The following is a 19616-nucleotide window of genomic DNA, read 5'->3' as shown; positions in this document are numbered from 1 at the left end:
ATGCGACGCCGTTCACCCGTGGCGCGAATCGGCCGCACCGGCGTCGAAGGCCGGAGCCGCCCGGCGGCCCAGGATATGGCCCAGATGCGCGTTAAGCATGATTCCCTGGGGGTCCATCGCATCGCGTTGGGCCAGGAAGTCTGCGAACCTCGGGTAGGCGGAATGGAAGAACGCGGCATCCCGGGTGTGCAGCTTGCCCCAGTGCGGCCGCCCGGCAATGCCGGTGAAGACCTTTTCCACCGTTCCAAGGAAATCCCCGGAGGCTTCCCCCGCATAACGGTGCACGGCGATGTATGCGCTCGGCCGCCCCGCCGCGGTTCCCAGCCACGTGTCATCGGCGGCAGCGGCGCGCACCTCCAGCGGGAAGGATATCTTTTGCGGGTAGGCCTCCACCACGTTTCTGACCTCGGCAAAGACCGAGGGAAGGTCGTCGAGCGGGACCGCATACTCCATCTCGCGAAAGCGCACCCTGCGCGCGGTCACGAAGACCTTCTCGGATTGGTCGATGTATTCGCGAACGGCCAGCGTCTTGGCGGCAAACCGATTCAGCTGCGGCACCGCGGAGGGATGCTTTGCCGCGAACCGGCACATCAGCGCGAAGCCCGCATTTCCCATCAGCTCGTCATCGATGATCCGCCCGCGCCAAGGCACCGGATGCGCCTGCTCGGTATCGGGGATGCGGGTGTTGGTCTTTGCCAGGGCGAGATCCGTGTGCGGGAACCAGTAAAACTCAAGGTGGTCGGTGACGGCGCAGCGTTCCACGAAGGACTCCAGCATGCCGGCCAGCGGTTCCGGGGCCTCGCGCGCGCGCAGCTTGAACCGGGGGACGCATTGGATGGTGACTTCGGTGAGCACTCCCAGCGCGCCCAGGCCCACGCGAGTGGCCTGGAACAGGTCGGGATTCGAATCGGCCGAGCAGTCAATAGCCGTGCCGTCGGGAAGCAGCAGCCGCAAGGCCGTGACCGAGCCGGAAAACCCGGTGAATCCCAGGCCCGTGCCGTGTGTGGATGTGCTGATTGCCCCGGCCAAGGACTGGTGGTCTATGTCCCCCATGTTCGCCAGGGCCAACCCGAAGGGCTTGAGCAAACCGGCCACATCGCGCAGGCGCGTGCCGGCGCGGAAGCGCACCCTGCCCGAACGCGGGTCCACGTGGATGATTCCGGTATACAGGTCAAGATTCACCAACATCCCGTTGGTCGCGGCAATCGGGGTGAAGGAGTGCCCGCCGCCAACGACCTTCAGTGCGCTGTTGGCGGCTGACGCTGCCACGAGCAGGGAAGCGATCTCGTCCTCGCTGCGCGGCCGGGCGGTGGCTGCTGGTCGTGCGATGGCGGTGGCCGCCCAGTTGCGCCACACCCCGCCCCTGTCGAGGCCCGGGAACCGGGGCCGGCTCACAGGAAGGCCTTGCCTTCCCCGCGGTAGGTCGCCCAGCAGTCGATGACGCGCCCTGATGAATACACGGCAACCTCGTTGAGGTGCTCGGCGAGTTCTCCGGCCTTGGCATGGCGGAAGTACACGGTGTCTCCCAGCCCCAGCCCGGCCGCCGCCGCTCCGATCAACGGTGTCTGCACTTCGCCGGGTCCTTCGGCGCCACGGAATCTCAGTCCGGTGGGCCAGGAAATAGCGGGCAGCCGGTCGCTTCCTGCCGGGCCGGAAGCTATCCATCCCCCTCCATGCACCGTAACGGTGTCCGGCCCAGGCCTGCGCACCACCTGCAATCCGAAATGCAGTGCCGGGTGTGGGCGGAATCCCCGGTATCCGTCAAAAAGCCCGGGTCCCATGAGCCCGGAACCAGCGGCAACCTCCGTGATGGCGGGTTCCGCAGCAGTGGACTCCAGGGACCCCGTTCCTCCGCCATTGACGAACCGCAGGTCCGCCAGGGCCCCCAGCGCGGCGACGCTCTGAGCGCGTCGTTCGCGGATGTCCCGCGCGGAGGCTCGCTGGATTGCCCGCACCAGCATTCCGCGTGGCCCCCGCGAGGCGTTGGGCACCCCGGCGATCTGGCCTTCGTAGGCCATCATCCCCGTCAACCGCAGGTTCGGCCGCCGGATGATGGCTGAACCGAGGGATACCACCTCGGCGGCGGTGCGCAGCGGGGAACGGGCTGCCCCGAGGGCTACCCCGCGTACGGGGCGGTAGGCCGCGTCGAGTTCCACGGCGACCTGGATGGGTGGGTGGTTTGGCGCTGCGGCGTCGATCGCGTCGAGCTGGGCGGTGTCATCAACCATCAAGGTGACTTGTTCCAGCGCGGTTTCGCTGGCTGCCAGGGCCCTCAACGCGACCGGATCGGTGCACGGGTAGCCCACCACAACGTCAGTGATCCCGGATTCAGCCAGCCAGATGGCCTCGTAGAGGCTAAAGGCCAGCACGCCCGAATATCCAGGGTGGTTCAGTGCGCGTTGCACGGCCGCCCGGATGCGCAATGACTTCGAGGCCACCCGGATGGGCTTGGGTGCCGCGCGGTGGGCCAGATCGCTGGCATTGGCGTCGAAGTCACCCAGGTCGAGCAGGCCGACGGGCCGCGAGAGCATGCCGGCCTCCGCGAGGGCGTTGTCGTACGCGGCGAAACATTCGCGGCTTGCGGCGTGGCGGGACGTTGGTGCGACAGACCTGGTGGGCACGTGACGGCTCCTGGGACACGATAAATGTGTACGGTGACTTGCGTCACCACTGGTTTGACCAATCTACAACACGTTGCCGATCCGCCGGTGAAGTATCCCGACGGGCCGCTACGGTGGACCCATGGATGAGGGAATCTACTCCCGGCCGCAGGACACGCGGGCCGGCACCGACCTGGTCATGGTGCTCCACGGCTACGGGTCAAACCCCGAGCGAATGAGGGACTGGTTCAAGCAGCTTCCGCGCAATGCCACGGGTGTGGCGTTGCGCGGGCCCATGGATGTGGGAGGGGACAGGGGCTGGTTCCTGCTGGACTATTTCCTGGCCAACGACTTTGCCCAGGTTATCTCTGCCGCGCAGCAGGTCTTTGACTGGCAGGATCGATACGCGCGAGGCTACCGCTCCATCAGCCTGCTGGGCCATTCACAGGGAATGGCGATGGCCACCACCTTGCACCGCTTGAGGCCCCGGAGCTACAAGACGATCGTCGGGCTCAGCGGCTTTGTGCTTTCCAACGAGCTGCTTTCGCTCACCGACGCGGAGCCCGAGCCCGGAGCAACCATTCCGTTCTTTTGGGGAAGGGACCGCCACGACGTGGTGATCAACCCCGACGCGGTCACCTACACACGCGGGTGGCTCACGGAAAACACGGCGCTGACCTCACGCACCTACCCGGAGATGGGCCATGGATTCGGTGCCGATGAGTACCGGGACGTACGCGGCTTCCTCTCGCACTACCTCCCTGCCGCGGCTGGCGCGTGATGTCCGTGGTTTCGGGGCACGATCAACCGGACGGTTGATCGTGCCCTGGATTAGACCCGGGCACGGTTGATGGCGAGGCGTGGCCCCGGCGCGGGGCCGCGCCAAGGCCACCACGGATCACCCGGTGCCGGCTAAAAGAAGAACACCGCCATGATGCGCCTGTTGTACAGCGCTTTTGCCTTTGGGGTCACCGGGGTGCTCTCGGGTCTCTACTACCGGGAACTGACAAAAGCCCACGCCTTCACTGACCGATCGGCCTCGCAGCTTCCGCTGGTGCACACCCACCTGCTGGTGCTTGGCTTCATTTTCCTTCTGATGGTCCTTGCCCTGGAGCAGGTCTTCGCGCTCTCTCAGGCGGAGCCGCGCGCATTTACCTGGTTCTACTGGCTCTGGACGCCCGGCGTCGCGGTGACCTGCGGGATGATGCTCGTCAAGGGAACGCTTGTGGTGCTGGGCAGCGATGCGGGTTCCGCAGCCTTTGCCGGGATCGCCGGCCTTGGGCATATGTCTTTGACGGCGGGCGTGATAGTCCTCTTCATCGCTGTGCGGGCGGCAGTGAAGTCCGGAGAAACCATGGGCTCGAGCACCCCGGCGCTCGCCGGAGCCTGAACCCGGTATGCAGATGCCCCGGCGGTGCGAAGACGATCTCGACATCGGGGCCGTCCCAACCCCGGGGCACGAGCTGAATCCGCCCGAAGTCCAGCTGCCTGCCCCGCGAAGAGTTGGGCCAGCGCCTTGGCCTTGAGCACAGTGAATTCCTCGCCCGAAATCGTTTCGGCATCCAGCAGCTCCTTGGCATCGGAGGTCCGCTTGGACGGGGCCGGTGCGCGTGTCAGCGTCCGGAGGCAGTCCTCGGGGCTGTCCGCCACGGTTTCCACGCGGACCTGTTGGCGCAATGCCACGCCTCACACCCACCAGGTAAACGAGCGAGGCCGACACCGGCAGAACGATGAGCAGCAGGATCCACGGGGCCTTGCACCCGCTGCCGCGGCGCGTGAGTCACGGAAAAGATCAGCAACAATGTGGAACAGCACAACGAGGCAGGAAAGACATGAGGAACACCAAGGCCATTGGGCAGAGCATTTCTGCGAAGTTCATTGTCGTTTCCTTCTGCTGATGAACCACGGGTCGCACCTGGAGCTCGACGGTACGCCCTGCCCAACCCGGGGTCTGCTTTTCGGCTTGTGAATCAGGGGTTTTTCGATGCATGCCAGTACTTGTTGCCCAAGGTCATCGATCGTCACTGCACTTATGCCCAGCGAAAATTCCCTTTCCCCGGGCTTGGTGGGCACATTAGAGTAAAAGCAGGATGAAAAAGAACCCCATAACCTCAAGTGTCATCGGCCCGGACGGCAAACCCGCCCCCGGGGTCCAAGGCGCCATCATGAAGGCTGTCGGCGTGCAGCGGCCATTGGTCCTTGCCTACCTGAAACGCATGCGCCGCAAGCATCCCTCGCACACCGCTGAGCAGCTCGCCAGGCTCGTCGAACGCGACTACCTGCTGGCGATCACCGGATCCGGAGCCGCGGTCGGCGCCACCGCAGTCATACCCGGCGTCGGCACGGTTGCCGCCTTGGGCTTCTCGGCCACGGCAACCGTTGCCTTCCTCGAAGCCAGCGCGCTCTACGCCCAATCGTTGGCCGAGCTGCACGGCATCACCACCGAAGACCCGAACAAGGCGCGCGTCCTTGTCATGGCGATCTTGATGGGCGACGAGGGAAGCTCGATGATCGCCGCCCTGACCCATCAGGCAGCCGGACGTGGGGCGGGGCCCGTCAAGGGCTGGGCCGCGGTTTTCGGAAAGGGCGGGAAGAGCAAGTCTCCCAACCTGTGGTCGACGTTCCAATCAACCATGCAACGGACGTTCCTGCGAAAGATGCTTGCCACCCAGGGGGCTTCGATGCTTGGGCGGATGGTTCCCTTTGGCATCGGGGCGGCGGTCGGCGGCTTCGGCAACCGTTTTCTGGGCAAGAAAGTCATCGAGGCAGCAGCGTTGGCCTTTGGCACCTTGCCCACAACCATTCCCGGCCAGCTCATCAGCGAGGGTGAGCGCGTTGGCGCGATGGCCGAGGTCGAAGCCGGAATCGAAGCGGAACGCCGACGCCGTGAAGTGGGCGCACCGGCGGTGGAGCGCTAGCGGAGCACCGCGTTGGCCACCGTGAAAATGGCCAGGCCGGCCAACGAACCCACGACCGTTCCATTGATCCGGATGAACTGCAGATCCCGTCCGACCTGCAGTTCGATCTTTTCACTGGTTTCCTTGCCGTCCCATCGGGCCACCGTTTCGGTGATCAGCGAGGTGATTTGGCCGCTGTAGTTTTCCACGACGTAACCAACGGCATTGGACACCCACCCGTTGATCTTCGCCGCGAGCAGCTCATCGTCGCGCAGCCTCCCTCCAAGATCCCTGATCGCCGCTATGAGCGACTTGCGCAGCTCCGAGGAGGGATTCTGCATGGATTCGATGAGTGCCGCCTTGATCGAGGACCAGCTGGTGGCTGCCAAATCACGCAATTGCGCATCGCCGAGCAGCGAGTGCTTCAACGCCTCGACCTTGCCAATCATCTCCGGATCGACCTGCATGTCCGCGGCAAACTTCTCCAGCCAGGCATCGATGCTCATGCGCATCGAGTGCCGAGGGTCGAAGCGCACCGCGCGGACGAATTTGATCAGTTCACGGTGGAGTTTTTCGCCCATCAACGTATCAACCATCGCCGGAACCCATGAGGGGGAGCGCTCGGCAACCAGGGAAACGATCATGTCCTTGTTCCCGGCCGCCCATTGCTCGACGCGTTCGGCCAACAGGTCCACGGCAGGTTTGTGGTGCCCGTCGGCAACCACACGGTGCATGATCCGGCCCAAGGTCGAGGACCATTCCGGGGCGAGCATGTGCTTTTTGGCCAGGGATTCCAGCAGTGCGAGGATGTCCTTGTCATTCAGGACCTCTAGGGCGGCTCCGGCCACCGTGGCGACCTCCTGGGCAACCCTGGTGGCTGATTCCTCCTTGGCCAGCCAGACGCCGACGTTGCGTGAGACGTTGAACTGGCTGAGCTTGGTGTCGATGACGTCCCGCGAGAGGAAGTTCTCCTGGATAAACTCTCCCAGGCTCTCGCCGATCTGGTCCTTTTTGCGGGGAATGATCGCGGTATGCGGGATCTTCAGCCCCATGGGGTGCTTGAACAAGGCAGTGACGGCGAACCAATCGGCCAAGGCACCAACCATCCCGCCCTCGGCGGCGGCCCTGACGTATTCGAGCCAGGGATGGTTTTGCTGCAGGGCAAAGGCGACGGTGAAGATCACCGCCATGGTCGCCAACAGCCCGGTTGCCAGACGCTTCATCTTGCGCAGCGCGACCGCCTTGGCTGCATCATGCTCGGCGGCAAGGCCGAATCCGGTTGAGGTCATGTCGGTGGCTCCCTTGGCGTGGGCATGCGGGTCGGAACAGATTCCAACGATAGTTCACCAAATGGCAGGCGCGGCGTCCCAAGCAGGACCGCGCCCGTGGCGGTAGCGTAAATTGCATGCGAACCCTCGTCTACGCCCACCGCGGTTCATCGAAGTCCTACGCGGAAAATACCCGTGCCGCCTACCTGCAGGCGCTGGCGGACGGAGCGGACGGCATTGAATGCGACATCCACCTGAGTTCCGACGGTTTCGTGGTGTGCCACCACGACCCGACAGTGGATCGCACCTCGGATTCCAGCGGCCGGGTCGGAGAAAAAACCCTGGCCGAGCTGAAATCCCTTGATTTTTCCTCCTGGAAGAACCCGGATATCCCCGCAGCTTACGGAAGTCTCCACGAACAGTTGCTGACCTTGGACGAGCTGATCGGCCTCCTGCGCGATTCAGGCAAAGAAGTGGGCCTGGCCGTTGAGGTCAAGCATCCGAGCCCCTTTGGCCGGCGCCTGGAAGAAGCGATGTTCAAGGTGCTGAAGGAACGGGGGTGGGACGCAGAAACCTCGATGCTGGAGAACATCTATGTTTCTTTCATGAGCTTTGACCCCGGCTCGGTCCGCTTCTTGATGGAACGGGTGTCCCCGGAACACATCTGTCAGTTGGTCACCGAAGTCGATGAGGAATGGATCGACGAACTGGTCCAGGCGGGGGAGAGCGACCGGGCCGGAGTGGCGGCGGTATTGGCTCAGGCCATGACCGCGGGAGTAGACCTGCTGAGCTCCGGGTCCCCGCAAATGGCAGGTCCAGGTGTGGCATACATGCGCAAATACCCGCAGTTGACCGACCAGTGGCTGGCCCGCGGCGCGATCTTCAGGGTCTGGACCGTGGATGAGCCAAAGGACGCCAGCTACCTCGTGGGTCGCGGGGTCACGCAGCTCACCAGCAACGTCCCGGCAACTATCAGGGAACATCTCCACCTCGACTAGCTTTGGTCCTTGATGCCCGATCGCCGCAATGCCTGCCCGTGGACCTGGCACGGTGGTGGGCAGCGGATGGGTCACGAAGCGTGAAGGGCCTGTGCCGATGGCTAAGCTTGATGCCGTGCCACCCCAAATGACTCCAGCCACCAAGATCGGCTTGTCCATTGCCGTTGCGACCGGCCTCTACGCAATTTCCTACGGTGCACTTGGCGTTGCTGCAGGGTTGAGCATCTGGCAGGTCATGGCTTTGAGCCTGTTGATGTTCACCGGAGGCTCGCAATTCGCGTTCATCGGCGTGATCGCCGGCGGCGGAGGTCCCGGGGCGGCTTTCGGTGCTGCCACGCTATTGGGTGTGAGGAACGCGGTCTACGGCATGCAGATCAAGACCATGCTCAGGCCGCGCGGCGTGAAGAAGCTGCTGGCAGCCCAAGTGACCATCGACGAGTCCGCCGCGACCGCTTCCGGACAGAGCGATCCAGACGAGCAAAAGCGCGGTTTCTGGGTTGCCGGGATCGGCGTATATGTTTTGTGGAATATCTTCACCGTGGTGGGTGCGCTGCTGGGCGATGCTTTGGGGGATCCCAAAGCCTGGGGCCTTGATGGTGCCGCTGTCGCGGCGTTCCTGGGGCTGCTGTGGCCGCGCCTGAAATCAGCGGAACCTGTTGCCATAGCGAGCGTATGCGCGTTGGCCACGATCCTGGCCATTCCGTTGGTGCCGCCGGGCGTCCCGATACTGATAGCAGCGCTCGTTGCCGGTGTTTGGGGCTACTTTGGCCGGGGGCCGGCCTCCGAAGGGCTTGAACCCGATGTCGAACCGCAGACCAGCTTGGAGGATGATGAATGACTGCCGTGTGGTGGTGGATCCTTGCGGGGTGCGCAGCAGCGTACGGAATAAAGATCCTTGGGTACCTGGTCCCGGAAAAAATCCTTGAAAACAAGAAGGTGACCCGCGCCGCAGGAGCACTGACGATTGGGCTGCTGGCCTCCTTGACCACCGTCAACGCAGTGGCCAGCGGAACCGCGGTGTCTTTCGATGCCCGGCTTGCCGCACTGGCTGCCGCTGTCATCGCGTTGCTGTTGCGTGCACCGTTCCTCGTTGTCGTCATCGCCGGTGCGGGGGCCGCTGCCTTGGTGCGTTACCTGGGATGGGGCTAGAGAGCTGATTGACACGCACTGCGTCGGGCAGGACAAAGCGTCACGGGCCCTGCCCATTTAAGACGCTTTCGCGATCGCGTCAAGTGACATGTCGGCAGCGCAGTGGCAAAGTGGAAGCATGATTGTTTCCTTTTCAGTTGCCCCCAGCACAGACAACGCCGACGGATCGGTCCACGAAGCCGTTGCCGCCGCCGTCAAGGTTGTCAGGGACTCGGGCCTGCCCAATTCCACCTCTTCCATGTTCACCGAGCTGGAAGGGGAGTGGGACGAGGTCATGGATGTCGTCAAGCGCGCCACCGAGGCGGTCGCGGCGTACGGATCACGCGTTTCCCTGGTGCTCAAGGCGGACATCCGTCCCGGCTACACCGGAGAACTGACCGGAAAGCTCGAGCGGCTCGAAAAGGCGATCCACTCACAGGAGTGACGATCATGGATACCCAGGAAGCGAAACCGTCCCCGAGCGACGTGGACAAATACTTGGTGGAAAGCCTGCATGGCTCCGAGCCGGAGATGGAAGCAGGCAGGAAGCACGCCCACGAGGCCGGGCTGCCGCACATCGAGGTCAGCGAGACGCGGGGCAAGTTCCTGATGCTTCTGGCTCAGATCTCAGGTGCCAGGCGCGTGCTGGAAATCGGCACCCTCGGGGGCTATTCCACCACATGGCTGGCACGCGGGGTCGGGCCCGACGGACACGTGACCACGTGTGAATACGAACCGCTCCATGCACGGGTGGCCGCGGACAACCTCAAGGCCAGCTCCATCGATGGCCGTGTTGATATTCGTATTGGCGCCGCACTGGACACCCTCGATGCGTTGCTGGCCGAGCCGGAGGAACCATTTGACATGGTTTTCATCGACGCCGACATGGAAAACACCGGTCACTACATCGACCTGGCGATCACGTTGGGCCGCCCTGGAACCGTGATCGTGGTGGACAACGTGGTGCGTGAAGGCGCAGTGCTGGAACCAGGGGATCCACTCACCGAGTCCGGGCGCATGGTCAACGGAATAAGGGACGGAATCGACGTTCTTGGATCGAACCCGCGGGTGGACGCCACCGCCTTGCAGACCGTCGGATCCAAGGGCTGGGACGGATTCGCATTGGCCGTCGTCCGCTAGGAGGAACCGGTGCCTTTCGCCCTTGGGCCCGCGGAACGCATAGGCTTACCCCTGTGAATACCGATCCATGCATCATCCGTCTTGCCACGCCAGAAGACATTCCGTGCGCGCTTGAAATGAAATTGGCGTCCTGGGAAGAAACCTACGCCACCCAACGGCCCGCCTCCTTTTTCGCCAATGCACGCACCTCCCTTGAACAACAAGCCGACTGGTGGACCCGGGGCCTGGCGCAGGGGGCGGAACTATGGATCGCCACGGATGCCGCCGGGGACATCGTGGGCGTCGCAGGCGGAGGACCGGCGGCGGAGGACGACGCGGACACCGGGGTCGGAATCGAGTTGCAGCTGCTCTATGTGCTTTCCGGACAGTACGGAACCAGCCTTGGCACCCGATTGATGGACACCGTACTTGGACACCGTGATGCCGTGCTGTGGGTGCTCGAACACAACCCGCGTGCCCAAGGCTTCTACAAAAAACACGGCTTCGTGCTCGATGGCCGCGTCGAGGCATTGGCGGGGGAGTGGGCCGGGCTGAACGAAGCCCGCATGGTTCGCCGCGGTACCGATCGTGGCTAAGGGAAAGAACAAGGGCCCAAGAAACAACGCACCGGTGGTCCCAAAGGCCTTGGTCGCACCGCAGGCCGGGCCACTGGAGGGCATCTACCCGATTGACACGGGCACCGCTGAGCTGGAACGCGATCCGTACTCTCCCACCGGCTGGTTGCTCCGCATCAACGACGTTCCCTCGTCGCACGTCGACCTTGCCGATCCCGGGCACCTCGACTTCGAGTACATGCGGTGGATCGCTGCGCTGGTTCGGTCCCGCTTCGTTCCTACCGAAATCGGAGCCATTGGACACAAGCTTCGGGCCTTGCACCTGGGAGGCGGTGCCTGTTCGATGGCCCGCTGGATGTCCGTGACCTACCCCAACGCCCGGCAGCTCGTGGTGGAGCTCGACGGCAGGCTCGCGGCCTTGGTGCGAGCCTGGTTCGACCTTCCCCGGGCTCCGCTGCTGCGGATCCGGGTCGGTGAGGCCGGAGCCGTGCTGGGCACGCTCACCGAGGCCACGCGGGATCTGGTCATCCGTGATGTCTTTGCCGGTGACCAGACCCCCAAGGAGCTCAGTACCCTGGGCTTCACGGCCCAGGCCGCACGCGTGCTGGATGCCGAAGGTCTTTACGTGGTCAATTGCGGAGATACCCCGGCACTGGAAAATGCCCGGAGGGAGGCCGCCACCATCGGGGCCGTCTTCAAGCACGTTGCCATCGTTGCGGACCCCACAATGCTCAAGGGGCGGCGCCACGGAAACGTCATCATTGCCGGCTCCAACGTGCCGATCCCTGCCGGCGGCGCCCTCATTCGTGAACTGCTCGGCGGAGGTGTTCCGGCCCAGTACTGGGACGATGCCACGGTGCGTTCCTTCGCCCGGCACACCGTCGCGCTTTAGGGTAGCGGCCGGCGGGCACCTGCCTGCCCGCGGCTATAAGCTAGGTGTTGCGCAGCGGACCCGCCGTGCCACAAGTTTCACGCACCCCCTACGTTGAGCAGGAGCGCAAGCACCGCGATGAACACCCCCGCAACAATTTCCTGGACCCATCAGGGCAGTGAACATACGGCGATTTGGTCTTCAGCCAACTCTGAGCCGCCGCCGCAGCGCATCGTTGCCGTGGATGACACCTTGGGTGCGGATGAGGCTTATCGACTGGCCACCGCTGGTACCTCCATGTTGTTCGCCGGGGATTACCACAACGCCCGGCAACTGCTTGGTGCGATTGCCCGTCGGATCCCCGCCGGAACCAAGACCAAGCGCAAGGCCGCGGCTGCCACCACCGCAGAACGCTTCTACAAGTATCGCCAGGCCCGCAAACAAAGGGCCCAGGTGCTCTCCAAGCTGCTGGTCCCCCTGGAGGAAGGACCTGTCGTGGCTCTGCGCCGGGCCCCCGACGTAGCCGAGGCCTGGATGAACGCCTTTGGTCCGGTTCCAGGTCCCACGGCGGTATCCCTGCAGGAACTGCTCGGTGCCATCGGCGCACAGCAATGGCGGTCCTCCGGACTGTATGTTTCAGCCTTGGATGCCAAGATCCATCCGCACTACGGTACCTTCGCCCCGGTGCGCGGGGAGTACCTCGAATTGGTGGCCGTTGCCGAGCTTCCATCGGCGGCACGGGCCTTTGACATCGGCACGGGCACCGGGGTGCTGGCGGCGATCCTTGCCAAACGAGGGATCAAGGAAGTGCTCGGTACCGACTCGCAGGCACGGTCCGTGGCTTGCGCGACCCAGACCTTCGAATCGCTCGGGCTGGCCGGCAGCGCCCGCGCCGTTGAGCGCGACATGTTCCCCGAGGGACTCGCCGGTCTCATAGTGTGCAACCCCCCGTGGCTGCCAGGCACCCCGCAGACGTTGCTTGACTTCGCTGTTTACGATCCTAAGTCGGCGATGCTACGGGCATTCCTGGCCGGGCTGCCCAGGCACCTGGAGGCGGGCGGACAGGGATGGTTGGTCATCTCCGACCTTGCCGAACGCCTTGGGTTGCGCAGCCGCGAGGAACTCTTGGACTGGATCGAACGCGCCGGGCTGGTGGTGCTTGGCCGCGAGGACACCCGACCGGTGCACGGACGGGCTTCCGATGGCACGGACCCCTTCCACGACGAGCGCTCGAGTGAAATAACCTCATTGTGGAAGCTTGGCGTCGCATAGGCCTCATATGCCGGCGAAAGCAAGCGCAACAGCCCGGATTCATGAGGGACGCCAACGAATCGGGTTTCCTGGGCTGATCGCCAAGAGAGCCTGCCGTGCATTCCCGTCTTTTTCGCGGCGACGATGCGGTCATTGGCATCGTCCGGACGCACCAATGGCCCTGATGGGAAAACAGGCGGCTGTCGGGATTCCTGGTCGTGGCCCTGCCCGTTGAAGAGCGGGCCGCGAAGTGCTTGATGTCTATTGCTCGGCCAACCGGTGGTTTTCAACTGCCTGCAGAACGGCAAAAGGAGAGAATCCGGAAAAATGTTCTTTCCCGGATCCGCTCCTTGAAAAGATTGCCGGTGAAGCCCGCCCTGCTAGATCCCGGCTATCTGCTCGATAACGCCGATACCAAAGAACAGCGCGAATGCTGCGGCCACCACCCACATCAGCGGATGGATCTCGCGGGCACGGCCCTGGATCGTCCGGAGGAAGACAAAGGTGATGAAGCCTGCACCGATGCCGTTGGCGATCGAGTAGGTGAAGGGCATCAGCACAAAAGTCAGGAACGCGGGGATGGCCACGCCCCAGTCGTTCCAGTCGATCTTCGAGACGTGCGAGATCATCATGAAGCCGACAACTACCAGTGCCGGGGCGACGGCCTCGAACGGGACCAGGTGGATCAGCGGGGTCAGGAACATCGCTGCCAGGAACAATACACCGGTGACGATCGAGGCCAGGCCGGTGCGTGCGCCCTCGCCGATTCCGGCACCCGATTCCACGTAGATCTGACTCGAGGATGCCGAGGCGCCGCCACCTACGACAGCACCGAGCGCGTCAACCAAGAGCACCTTATCCACGTCGGGGATGTTGCCGTCCTTGTCAACGGAGCCGGCTTCGTTGGCCAGGCCCACCATAGTGCCCATGGCGTCGAAGAAGATCGAGAGCAGGATCACGAAGGCCAGCAGGAGGGCTGCGGTGGTGCCGAGGTTTTGGAATGCACCGAAGATGTTCGCCTGGCCGATCAGGGACAGGTCTGGCAGTGCCCAGTCCGGCATCGAGGGGGCCACCAGGGACCAGCCCTGCGCGTTGAACGTGGTGCCGTCGAAGGACGGGCCTATCTTAAAGACCGCTTCAAGGATGTTGGCAAGTACGGCCGAGACCACGATGCCAATGAGGATCGCACCCTTGGTCTTGCGCACGACCAGTGCAACTGTCAGTAGCAGTCCAACGATGAAGACCAAGATGGGCCAGCCGTTGAGAGTACCCTCGAAGCCAAGACCGACGGGGACGGTGCTTCCTGCGGCATCCGGGATGCGGCGCACAAAGCCGGCGTTGACCAGGCCGATCAGGGCGATGAACATGCCGATGCCGACCACGATGGCCGTCTTGAGGCTGGAGGGCACTGCGTTGAACACGGCGGTGCGGAACCCGGTGAGGACAAGTACCAGCATTGTCGTGCCAGAAATGATCACCAGGCCCATGACGTCTGGCCAGGTGAGCCCAGGGTTGGTTGCCACGGTGACAGCTATGAACGCGTTTACGCCCAAGCCGGCTGCCATCGCGAACGGGTGCTTGGCCCAGGCTCCCATAAGGATCGTCATGACTCCGGCCACCAAGGCCGTGACGGCCGCGACGCGCGCCGAACCAAGTGAATCGCCGTTGGAGTCCGCGCCTGCCAGGATCAGCGGGTTAAGCACGACGATGTAGCTCATGGCAAAAAAAGTGGCGAAGCCGCCACGGATTTCTCGCGAGTAGTTGGATCCGCGTTCGGTGACCTTGAAATAGCGGTCCAGGCGCGAAACCTTCGTCTTTTCTAGGGTGGGGTTTTCCAAAGAGGGCATGGGGGAATTGTAGTGTGTCTTTACGCCACTAGGCGAAAAACCTGTGGAGAAATGCGCCACGCATGACGTTGGATAGACCCACGTCACGCTCTGGTGAACAATGGAAGGGCGGGACCCTGTACCGGGGATGCCCGCGAGGACTCAGACCGTGACACGTAGGAGTGAAGACGATGAGCGAAAACAACAGGCCCGAAGATGACACCGAGATCATCGAGGGAGTCGTTGTCGGAGTCGATGGTTCGGACCAGGGCCTCTGCGCCCTGAAATGGGCGGCACAAGAGGCCAAGCGGCGCGGAAGCGTCCTGAATATCGTGACGGCCTATACGATCCCGGTCTTCGCCGCGTCTTCCATGGACGCAGGCTATGCCACGCTGGATGACCAATTGATCCGCAATGGCGCCGAGGAAGTCGTGCGTCAAGCACGTGCCACGATCACCGACGAAGACATTACGATACGCACCTACATAGAATCGGGTGACCCGGCCGGGGTGCTTTTGGACCTGAGCCGCCAAGCCGAGCTGATCGTGGTTGGCACCCGTGGACGGGGAGGCTTCGTCGGAAGACTGCTGGGATCGGTTTCCAGCGCGCTTCCCGCCCATGCCAAGTGCCCGACCGTTGTGGTTCCACTTTGCGTTGCCAAGCGCGAGGAGAGCGGTTCCCAGGTCAAGGACCGTGTTGTTGTGGGCGTGGACGGATCCGACAGGGCACGCCTTGCGGTGCTGGTTGCCGCGGAGTTGGCTGCCAAGCGCGGGCTGACCCTGCGTGTGGTGTGTGCGCTGGCTCCGATCAGCGGCGCACTGGCCTGGATGCCTGCAACTGTCGACCAGGAAGCCGTTACTGCGGACGTTCGCCACCAGATGGGGATCGGCAAGGCTTGGCTGCAGAGCCTCTTCCCGGACTTGCAGATCGAAATGGACGTGATCGACGGAGCGCCGGTGGAGATCCTGATTAGGGAATCCGAGTCCGCCCGGCTGATGGTCACCGGCTCACGCGGCCGCGGAGGCTTTGCCGGGATGCTGCTGGGTTCGACCAGCCAAGGCGTGCTGCACCACTCCAAAGGCCCTGTAATGGTGGTTCCGGACGGGGATGATCCTCGACTGGCTTCCCGCAAGGAATTCGAGGACAAGGCAAACGGACTGTAAACCGTTTTCTGCACAAATAGTCGGGGGCGCTGCAACCAAGATGGTTGCAGCGCCCCCGACTATTTGTGGCTTGGTGCGTGCGGGCCTGTTAATAGCGTCCCGCGTATGAGTGCAGGTTGTTGACCCAGCTCAGTGGTGTTACGGAAATACCGCTGGCGGGGTTGCGTGCATGCAGCACCTGTCCGCCGCCCAAGTAGATGGCTACGTGGTAGAACGAACTTCCACCGTTTGAGGAAGAGAACACAAGGTCGCCACGGCGCAACTGGCTCAGCGGAACCTTGTTCGGTGCCGCTGCATACTGCTGCGACGAGGTTCGCGGCAGGCCAATGCCTGATTTGGAGAATGCCGCCTTGGTGAAGGAGGAACAGTCGTAGTTTGTCGGGCCGTTGGCGCCGAAGACATATCCCTTGGAGTTGTCATTGGCAGTCGACTGGCCCCAGTCGATGGCCGAGTTGTAGTTGCCCGATGACTGTGGAGGCTCGGGCTTCGGCTCGGGCTTTGGCTTGATCGATTCCTTCGGTGCCTGCGGGGCGATCGTCGGTTTCGGGGAAGGCTTGGGCTTCGGCTTGACCGTTTCCTTGGGCGCCTCGGGCTTGGGGGTCGGTTTGGGAGCAGGCGCCTGCGTTGGTTCAGGTTTTGGTTTCGGCTTGACCGTTTCCTTGGGCGCCTCGGGCTTGGGGGTCGGTTTGGGAGCAGGCGCCTGCGTTGGTTCAGGTTTTGGTTTCGGCTTGACCGTTTCCTTGGGAACCTCGGGCTTGGGGGTCGGCTTCGGTGCCGGCGCTTCCGTAGCCTCCGGTTTCGGCTCGGGAGCCGATTCTTCCTCGCGAACCTTGGGGGGAATCGCCACGGCCAGTTCCGGCGCCTTGGGAACCAGCCTTTGACCCTTCGGACGTTCGTTGGGGACCTTGGGCGGAACCGCTAGCGGCTTGACCTCGGATTCCTCGTCCAGCTGGATCACTAGGGGCTCGGCCTTAGCCGGGTTGTCGATCAGTTCCTGCAGCTTCTTCGCTTCGGCCGCAGCTTCTTTCTCGGCAATGCGCTCGGCTTCCTTTGCGGCGTCGACTTCATGCAGGTAGGCCAGCTGGCCGATAAGCTCGTCACGGAGCTTTTCCTGGGGTGCAACAGAAGCCTGGTATCCCGAGAGTGTCGTTGTGGCCTCGGTGGCTGCGGTGCGCTGCGCTTCGGTCGCTGCGTCGGCTGCTTCCGCTGCGTCTGCTGCGTAGTTCTGCCACGCGGTCCACAGTGCCGTCGCGTCTTCCGCATTGCTGACCGTCGTTGTGCGGTTGGCGCTCAGTGCGTCCATGGTGGAGGCCTTGTACAGGACGTCGTTGTCTTCGGTGTCCTCCAGCAAAGTCACTACGCCGGGGTTGATACCGCCATTGCGGTAGAGGTCCGAGGCCAGTGCGCCGACTTCTTCCTTGCTGGAAAGCAGGAACTCTGTCGCCTTCTCGGCTTCGGTACCGGCTTCGGTGGCTGCCTGGGTCCGTTCAGCGAGAAGCTGGTCGGCGTTCAGCAAGGTGTCTTGGGCGTCCAAGGCGGCGGCCTCGGCGGTGATGATGGACTGGCGTCCGGATTCGATCTGTGACTCAAGTCGATCGACCAAGGCGTTGAGGGCCTCGGGATCTGACTTGGCTGCCAGAAGCTGCGCTTGGGTAGGTAGCACGATGCCAATGCTGTTGGGTTGCGCGAAGACGTTCACGGCGCTTGATTCGGTGAGTGGGGCTGCTGCAGCGGGGAGTCCGCTCGTAAAGCACGCTGCCGCCAATGCAATTGAGCACGCAGCGACGCCCAGTGTGTTCCTGATTGCCATACCGTGTTTTTCCTTACCGCGCGATTGGTTTGCAAGTCCCGCTATTTATGCGGGAAACATGGCCTGACCGGTGCGGCCTGATCGCTGCTTCCTATAGCACCCTAGGCGATATCCATTCACACTGGCAACAGCAGCCACATAGATATCGTGAATTACAACGATGAGATCGTTTCTTTATTTGGTCTTGATTTTCAATTAGTACCCCGCCGTGACCTTGCATCGACTAAGGTCACGGCGGGATGTCGGTCACCGGGCCAACGCGAATGCTGCTTAGTAGCGGCCGGCGTACTTATAGATATTGCGTGTTCCGGCGTAGTTCAACTTGGTGACCGAAATGCCGGCCTTTGGGTTGCGTGCATGGGCGATCTTTCCATTGCCCACGTAAATAGCCACGTGGTAGAAGGAACGGCCGCGATTGGATGACCAGAACACGAGGTCGCCCTTCTTCATTTTCGAGAGCTTCACCTTCTTGGGTGCCGCCTTGTACTGCGAGCTGGAGGTGCGCTTGAGCTTCTTGCCGCCTTGGGCGTAGGCCTTCCCGACATATCCTGAGCAGTCGAAGTATTTCGGGCCGGTGGCGCCGTAGCGGTACTTGTACTTGTTGTTCTTCGCGATCTTGTTTGCCCATTTGACGGACTTGTTGATTCGCGCCGTACGGGTCAGCTTCTTGGTGGGAACCTGGATCCCGGTGGCAGAGGCTACGGAAGCGCTTCCAAAGGCACCGAGAGCTGCCTGGGCGTTTTCGAGCGTCTCGGGGTCAACTGCCGGATCATTGACGGGCTCGGGAACAATGGCGTCGGATTCTTCAAGTGCCGCCATGAGCTCTGCGTCTTCACGAGTCTCCGAAATCCTGGCAAGCCGGACGCTTTCTTGGTCGACCGTGGTCTTGCGCAGGGCTGCCGATGTCGCGACAAGCCTGTGGTGCGTGGTGTTCAATGCCTCTTCGGCCTGGTCGAATAGGCCCTGGGCCTTGCGTGCCAGATCGGATGCCTCGCGCCGTTCGACCTGCGCTTGGCTCTGGCCCAGGCTAACCAGCGAGGTCCCGGTCAGGAAGTTGGTTGTGCTCGTATCCTGTGCTGCAGCTTCCTGCGCAACCACGGCATTTTCCGTGGCTTCCAAGGTAGCGGCTTCGGCATCCAGCAGAGCCGTTCGGACGGCTGCCAGCTGGCGCTCAAGGGATCCGGCGCTCTTGGCGGGGGTGAGCCGGGAGGTTTCCATGGACTCGGAGATGATGGAGAGCAGGCTCTGATCGTTGTGTACCGAGGTCGCCGGGGCTTGATGTGCAGATCCAATTGAGGTCTGGGACCGCGCGCCAGTGGCAGTCAATGCGCCGGAGGCGATGAGCGCTGCGCTGGTCAGGACGACCACGCTTTTGAGGATGGACATAAAGAGGGTTCCTATTCTGCCTAACAGTCCAAGCATGAATCTAATTCGTGGCCGGGCGGCGCCGGACAGGATGGGCCTGTCGGAGCCAGGGAGCGATGATGGTCACGAGCTGAACTGCATCCCCAAGATGAAGGTGTGAGTGGCGGGGCGGCTATTGCAACGAATGCATAACGATAATGCAGGAACTTTTCAACCTTGTCGAGTGGCATTTTCGGAAAAACGGTCGTTTTTGTGGGTTTCTGAGACCTTTTCGTTACTTTCTAAGGCATCTAAATGCTGGGCTGGCAGGGCAGGATGCATCGGTGGGACCGGCTGGCGAAAAAATACCTGAGAATTTTTGTCCTCCGACGGATTTAGCCCCACCCAAGCTCGTGCAGCCGGTCGTCGTCGATACCGAAGTGGTGTGCGATCTCGTGGACGATCGTGATTCCTACCTCTTCAACCACTTGCTTCTCGGACGAACAGATTTCAAGGATCGCGTCCTTGAAGATGGTGATGCGATCGGGCATGGCTCCAGCGCCCCACCCCGAGTCGCGATCGGTCAACGCGGTTCCTTCGTAAAGGCCGAGCAATTTGCTGTGCGTGTCTTCGCCAGGCCCGGGCGTATAGGTGTCTTCGATGAAGATCGCCACGTTGTCCATCATCGACAGCAGCGGCGCCGGTATTTCGTCCAAGGCTTGCTCGGCCACGCGCTCAAACTCATCGTCTGTCATTTCGTACCCCA

19 protein-coding genes are annotated in these 19616 nt (G+C 62.7%); 12 read left to right on the top strand and 7 right to left on the bottom strand.

Features of this window, described 5'->3' with window-relative positions; genetic code table 11:
• Nucleotides 1-12 precede the first annotated feature (12 nt).
• Complete coding sequence (locus tag ABEA12_RS02060) at nt 13-1395, bottom strand: D-arabinono-1,4-lactone oxidase (protein ID WP_210102194.1); 1383 nt, start codon at nt 1393-1395, stop codon at nt 13-15.
• On the bottom strand, nt 1392-2531 hold the full coding sequence (locus ABEA12_RS02055; protein ID WP_210102702.1) for an alanine racemase: 1140 nt from the start codon (nt 2529-2531) through the stop codon (nt 1392-1394). Before ABEA12_RS02055 ends, ABEA12_RS02060 begins: the two co-directional genes overlap by 4 nt.
• Before the next feature lie 211 nt (nt 2532-2742).
• Here ABEA12_RS02055 and ABEA12_RS02050 point away from each other — a divergent pair, with 211 nt between their 5' ends.
• The 3 genes from ABEA12_RS02050 (at nt 2743) to ABEA12_RS02040 (ending at nt 5518) form a co-directional block, all read left to right on the top strand.
• A complete protein-coding gene (locus ABEA12_RS02050; RefSeq protein ID WP_210102193.1) occupies nt 2743-3381 on the top strand; it encodes an alpha/beta hydrolase in 639 nt (212 codons plus the stop codon).
• 150 nt (nt 3382-3531) lie between these two features.
• Complete coding sequence (locus tag ABEA12_RS02045) at nt 3532-3990, top strand: DUF2871 domain-containing protein (RefSeq protein ID WP_210102192.1); 459 nt, start codon at nt 3532-3534, stop codon at nt 3988-3990.
• 700 nt (nt 3991-4690) lie between these two features.
• Nucleotides 4691-5518 (top strand): hypothetical protein, encoded by an 828-nt coding sequence (locus ABEA12_RS02040; protein WP_210102191.1) that lies wholly within the window; start codon nt 4691-4693, stop codon nt 5516-5518.
• Here ABEA12_RS02040 and ABEA12_RS02035 read toward each other — a convergent pair.
• On the bottom strand, nt 5515-6786 hold the full coding sequence (locus tag ABEA12_RS02035; protein ID WP_210102190.1) for a DUF445 domain-containing protein: 1272 nt from the start codon (nt 6784-6786) through the stop codon (nt 5515-5517). The two genes, ABEA12_RS02040 and ABEA12_RS02035, sit on opposite strands and share 4 nt — an antisense overlap.
• A gap of 116 nt (nt 6787-6902) precedes the next feature.
• Here ABEA12_RS02035 and ABEA12_RS02030 point away from each other — a divergent pair, with 116 nt between their 5' ends.
• The 8 genes from ABEA12_RS02030 to ABEA12_RS01995 all read left to right on the top strand — a co-directional run bounded on the left by ABEA12_RS02030 (nt 6903) and on the right by ABEA12_RS01995 (nt 12728).
• On the top strand, nt 6903-7763 hold the full coding sequence (locus ABEA12_RS02030; RefSeq protein WP_210102189.1) for a glycerophosphodiester phosphodiesterase: 861 nt from the start codon (nt 6903-6905) through the stop codon (nt 7761-7763).
• Between the two features lie 97 nt (nt 7764-7860).
• Nucleotides 7861-8601 (top strand): AzlC family ABC transporter permease, encoded by a 741-nt coding sequence (locus ABEA12_RS02025; protein WP_345466114.1) that lies wholly within the window; start codon nt 7861-7863, stop codon nt 8599-8601.
• Complete coding sequence (locus ABEA12_RS02020) at nt 8598-8912, top strand: AzlD domain-containing protein (protein ID WP_210102188.1); 315 nt, start codon at nt 8598-8600, stop codon at nt 8910-8912. The genes ABEA12_RS02025 and ABEA12_RS02020 overlap by 4 nt, the downstream gene beginning before the upstream one ends.
• 118 nt (nt 8913-9030) lie before the next feature.
• A complete protein-coding gene (locus ABEA12_RS02015) occupies nt 9031-9336 on the top strand; it encodes a thiamine-binding protein (RefSeq protein ID WP_210102187.1) in 306 nt (101 codons plus the stop codon).
• A 5-nt stretch (nt 9337-9341) separates the two neighbouring features.
• Complete coding sequence (locus ABEA12_RS02010; RefSeq protein WP_210102186.1) at nt 9342-10031, top strand: O-methyltransferase; 690 nt, start codon at nt 9342-9344, stop codon at nt 10029-10031.
• Between the two features lie 53 nt (nt 10032-10084).
• Nucleotides 10085-10606, top strand: coding sequence for a GNAT family N-acetyltransferase (locus tag ABEA12_RS02005; protein WP_210102185.1), 522 nt, complete (start codon nt 10085-10087; stop codon nt 10604-10606).
• Nucleotides 10596-11477, top strand: a complete 882-nt coding sequence (locus ABEA12_RS02000) for a spermidine synthase (protein ID WP_210102700.1) — start codon at nt 10596-10598, stop codon at nt 11475-11477. Before ABEA12_RS02005 ends, ABEA12_RS02000 begins: the two co-directional genes overlap by 11 nt.
• A 117-nt stretch (nt 11478-11594) precedes the next feature.
• On the top strand, nt 11595-12728 hold the full coding sequence (locus ABEA12_RS01995; protein WP_210102184.1) for a methyltransferase: 1134 nt from the start codon (nt 11595-11597) through the stop codon (nt 12726-12728).
• A gap of 359 nt (nt 12729-13087) precedes the next feature.
• Here ABEA12_RS01995 and ABEA12_RS01990 read toward each other — a convergent pair whose 3' ends face one another.
• Nucleotides 13088-14554, bottom strand: coding sequence for an NCS2 family permease (locus ABEA12_RS01990; RefSeq protein ID WP_210102183.1), 1467 nt, complete (start codon nt 14552-14554; stop codon nt 13088-13090).
• A gap of 170 nt (nt 14555-14724) precedes the next feature.
• Here ABEA12_RS01990 and ABEA12_RS01985 point away from each other — a divergent pair, with 170 nt between their 5' ends.
• Complete coding sequence (locus ABEA12_RS01985; protein WP_210102182.1) at nt 14725-15696, top strand: universal stress protein; 972 nt, start codon at nt 14725-14727, stop codon at nt 15694-15696.
• 88 nt (nt 15697-15784) lie between these two features.
• Here the strand turns inward: ABEA12_RS01985 and ABEA12_RS01980 are convergent, their stop codons facing one another.
• The 3 genes from ABEA12_RS01980 to ABEA12_RS01970 form a co-directional block, all read right to left on the bottom strand.
• Nucleotides 15785-17506 carry an NlpC/P60 family protein gene (locus tag ABEA12_RS01980; protein ID WP_210102181.1) on the bottom strand — a complete coding sequence of 574 codons (1722 nt, stop codon included), beginning with the start codon at nt 17504-17506 and terminating at the stop codon, nt 15785-15787.
• Between the two features lie 270 nt (nt 17507-17776).
• Nucleotides 17777-18892, bottom strand: coding sequence for a C40 family peptidase (locus tag ABEA12_RS01975; RefSeq protein ID WP_210102180.1), 1116 nt, complete (start codon nt 18890-18892; stop codon nt 17777-17779).
• A gap of 353 nt (nt 18893-19245) precedes the next feature.
• Nucleotides 19246-19605 carry a metallopeptidase family protein gene (locus ABEA12_RS01970; RefSeq protein WP_345466105.1) on the bottom strand — a complete coding sequence of 120 codons (360 nt, stop codon included), beginning with the start codon at nt 19603-19605 and terminating at the stop codon, nt 19246-19248.
• Between the last annotated feature and the right edge of the window lie 11 nt (nt 19606-19616).

The sequence above is a fragment of the Paeniglutamicibacter antarcticus genome (genome assembly GCF_039544305.1).
GTDB lineage: Bacteria > Actinomycetota > Actinomycetes > Actinomycetales > Micrococcaceae > Paeniglutamicibacter > Paeniglutamicibacter antarcticus_C.
This window is presented reverse-complemented; position numbering and strand designations above follow the sequence as displayed.

Coding starts and splice junctions, on each gene's coding strand:
- ABEA12_RS01980 (WP_210102181.1), bottom strand. CDS start 17,506: ATGGCAATCAGGAACACACTGGGCGTCGCTGCGTGCTCAATTGCATTG.
- ABEA12_RS01990 (WP_210102183.1), bottom strand. CDS start 14,554: ATGCCCTCTTTGGAAAACCCCACCCTAGAAAAGACGAAGGTTTCGCGC.
- ABEA12_RS02055 (WP_210102702.1), bottom strand. CDS start 2,531: ATGCTCTCGCGGCCCGTCGGCCTGCTCGACCTGGGTGACTTCGACGCC.
- ABEA12_RS02025 (WP_345466114.1), top strand. CDS start 7,861: ATGGCTAAGCTTGATGCCGTGCCACCCCAAATGACTCCAGCCACCAAG.
- ABEA12_RS01975 (WP_210102180.1), bottom strand. CDS start 18,892: ATGTCCATCCTCAAAAGCGTGGTCGTCCTGACCAGCGCAGCGCTCATC.
- ABEA12_RS02020 (WP_210102188.1), top strand. CDS start 8,598: ATGACTGCCGTGTGGTGGTGGATCCTTGCGGGGTGCGCAGCAGCGTAC.
- ABEA12_RS01970 (WP_345466105.1), bottom strand. CDS start 19,605: ATGACAGACGATGAGTTTGAGCGCGTGGCCGAGCAAGCCTTGGACGAA.
- ABEA12_RS02030 (WP_210102189.1), top strand. CDS start 6,903: ATGCGAACCCTCGTCTACGCCCACCGCGGTTCATCGAAGTCCTACGCG.
- ABEA12_RS02050 (WP_210102193.1), top strand. CDS start 2,743: ATGGATGAGGGAATCTACTCCCGGCCGCAGGACACGCGGGCCGGCACC.
- ABEA12_RS02045 (WP_210102192.1), top strand. CDS start 3,532: ATGATGCGCCTGTTGTACAGCGCTTTTGCCTTTGGGGTCACCGGGGTG.
- ABEA12_RS01995 (WP_210102184.1), top strand. CDS start 11,595: ATGAACACCCCCGCAACAATTTCCTGGACCCATCAGGGCAGTGAACAT.
- ABEA12_RS02040 (WP_210102191.1), top strand. CDS start 4,691: ATGAAAAAGAACCCCATAACCTCAAGTGTCATCGGCCCGGACGGCAAA.
- ABEA12_RS02035 (WP_210102190.1), bottom strand. CDS start 6,786: ATGACCTCAACCGGATTCGGCCTTGCCGCCGAGCATGATGCAGCCAAG.
- ABEA12_RS02015 (WP_210102187.1), top strand. CDS start 9,031: ATGATTGTTTCCTTTTCAGTTGCCCCCAGCACAGACAACGCCGACGGA.
- ABEA12_RS01985 (WP_210102182.1), top strand. CDS start 14,725: ATGAGCGAAAACAACAGGCCCGAAGATGACACCGAGATCATCGAGGGA.
- ABEA12_RS02010 (WP_210102186.1), top strand. CDS start 9,342: ATGGATACCCAGGAAGCGAAACCGTCCCCGAGCGACGTGGACAAATAC.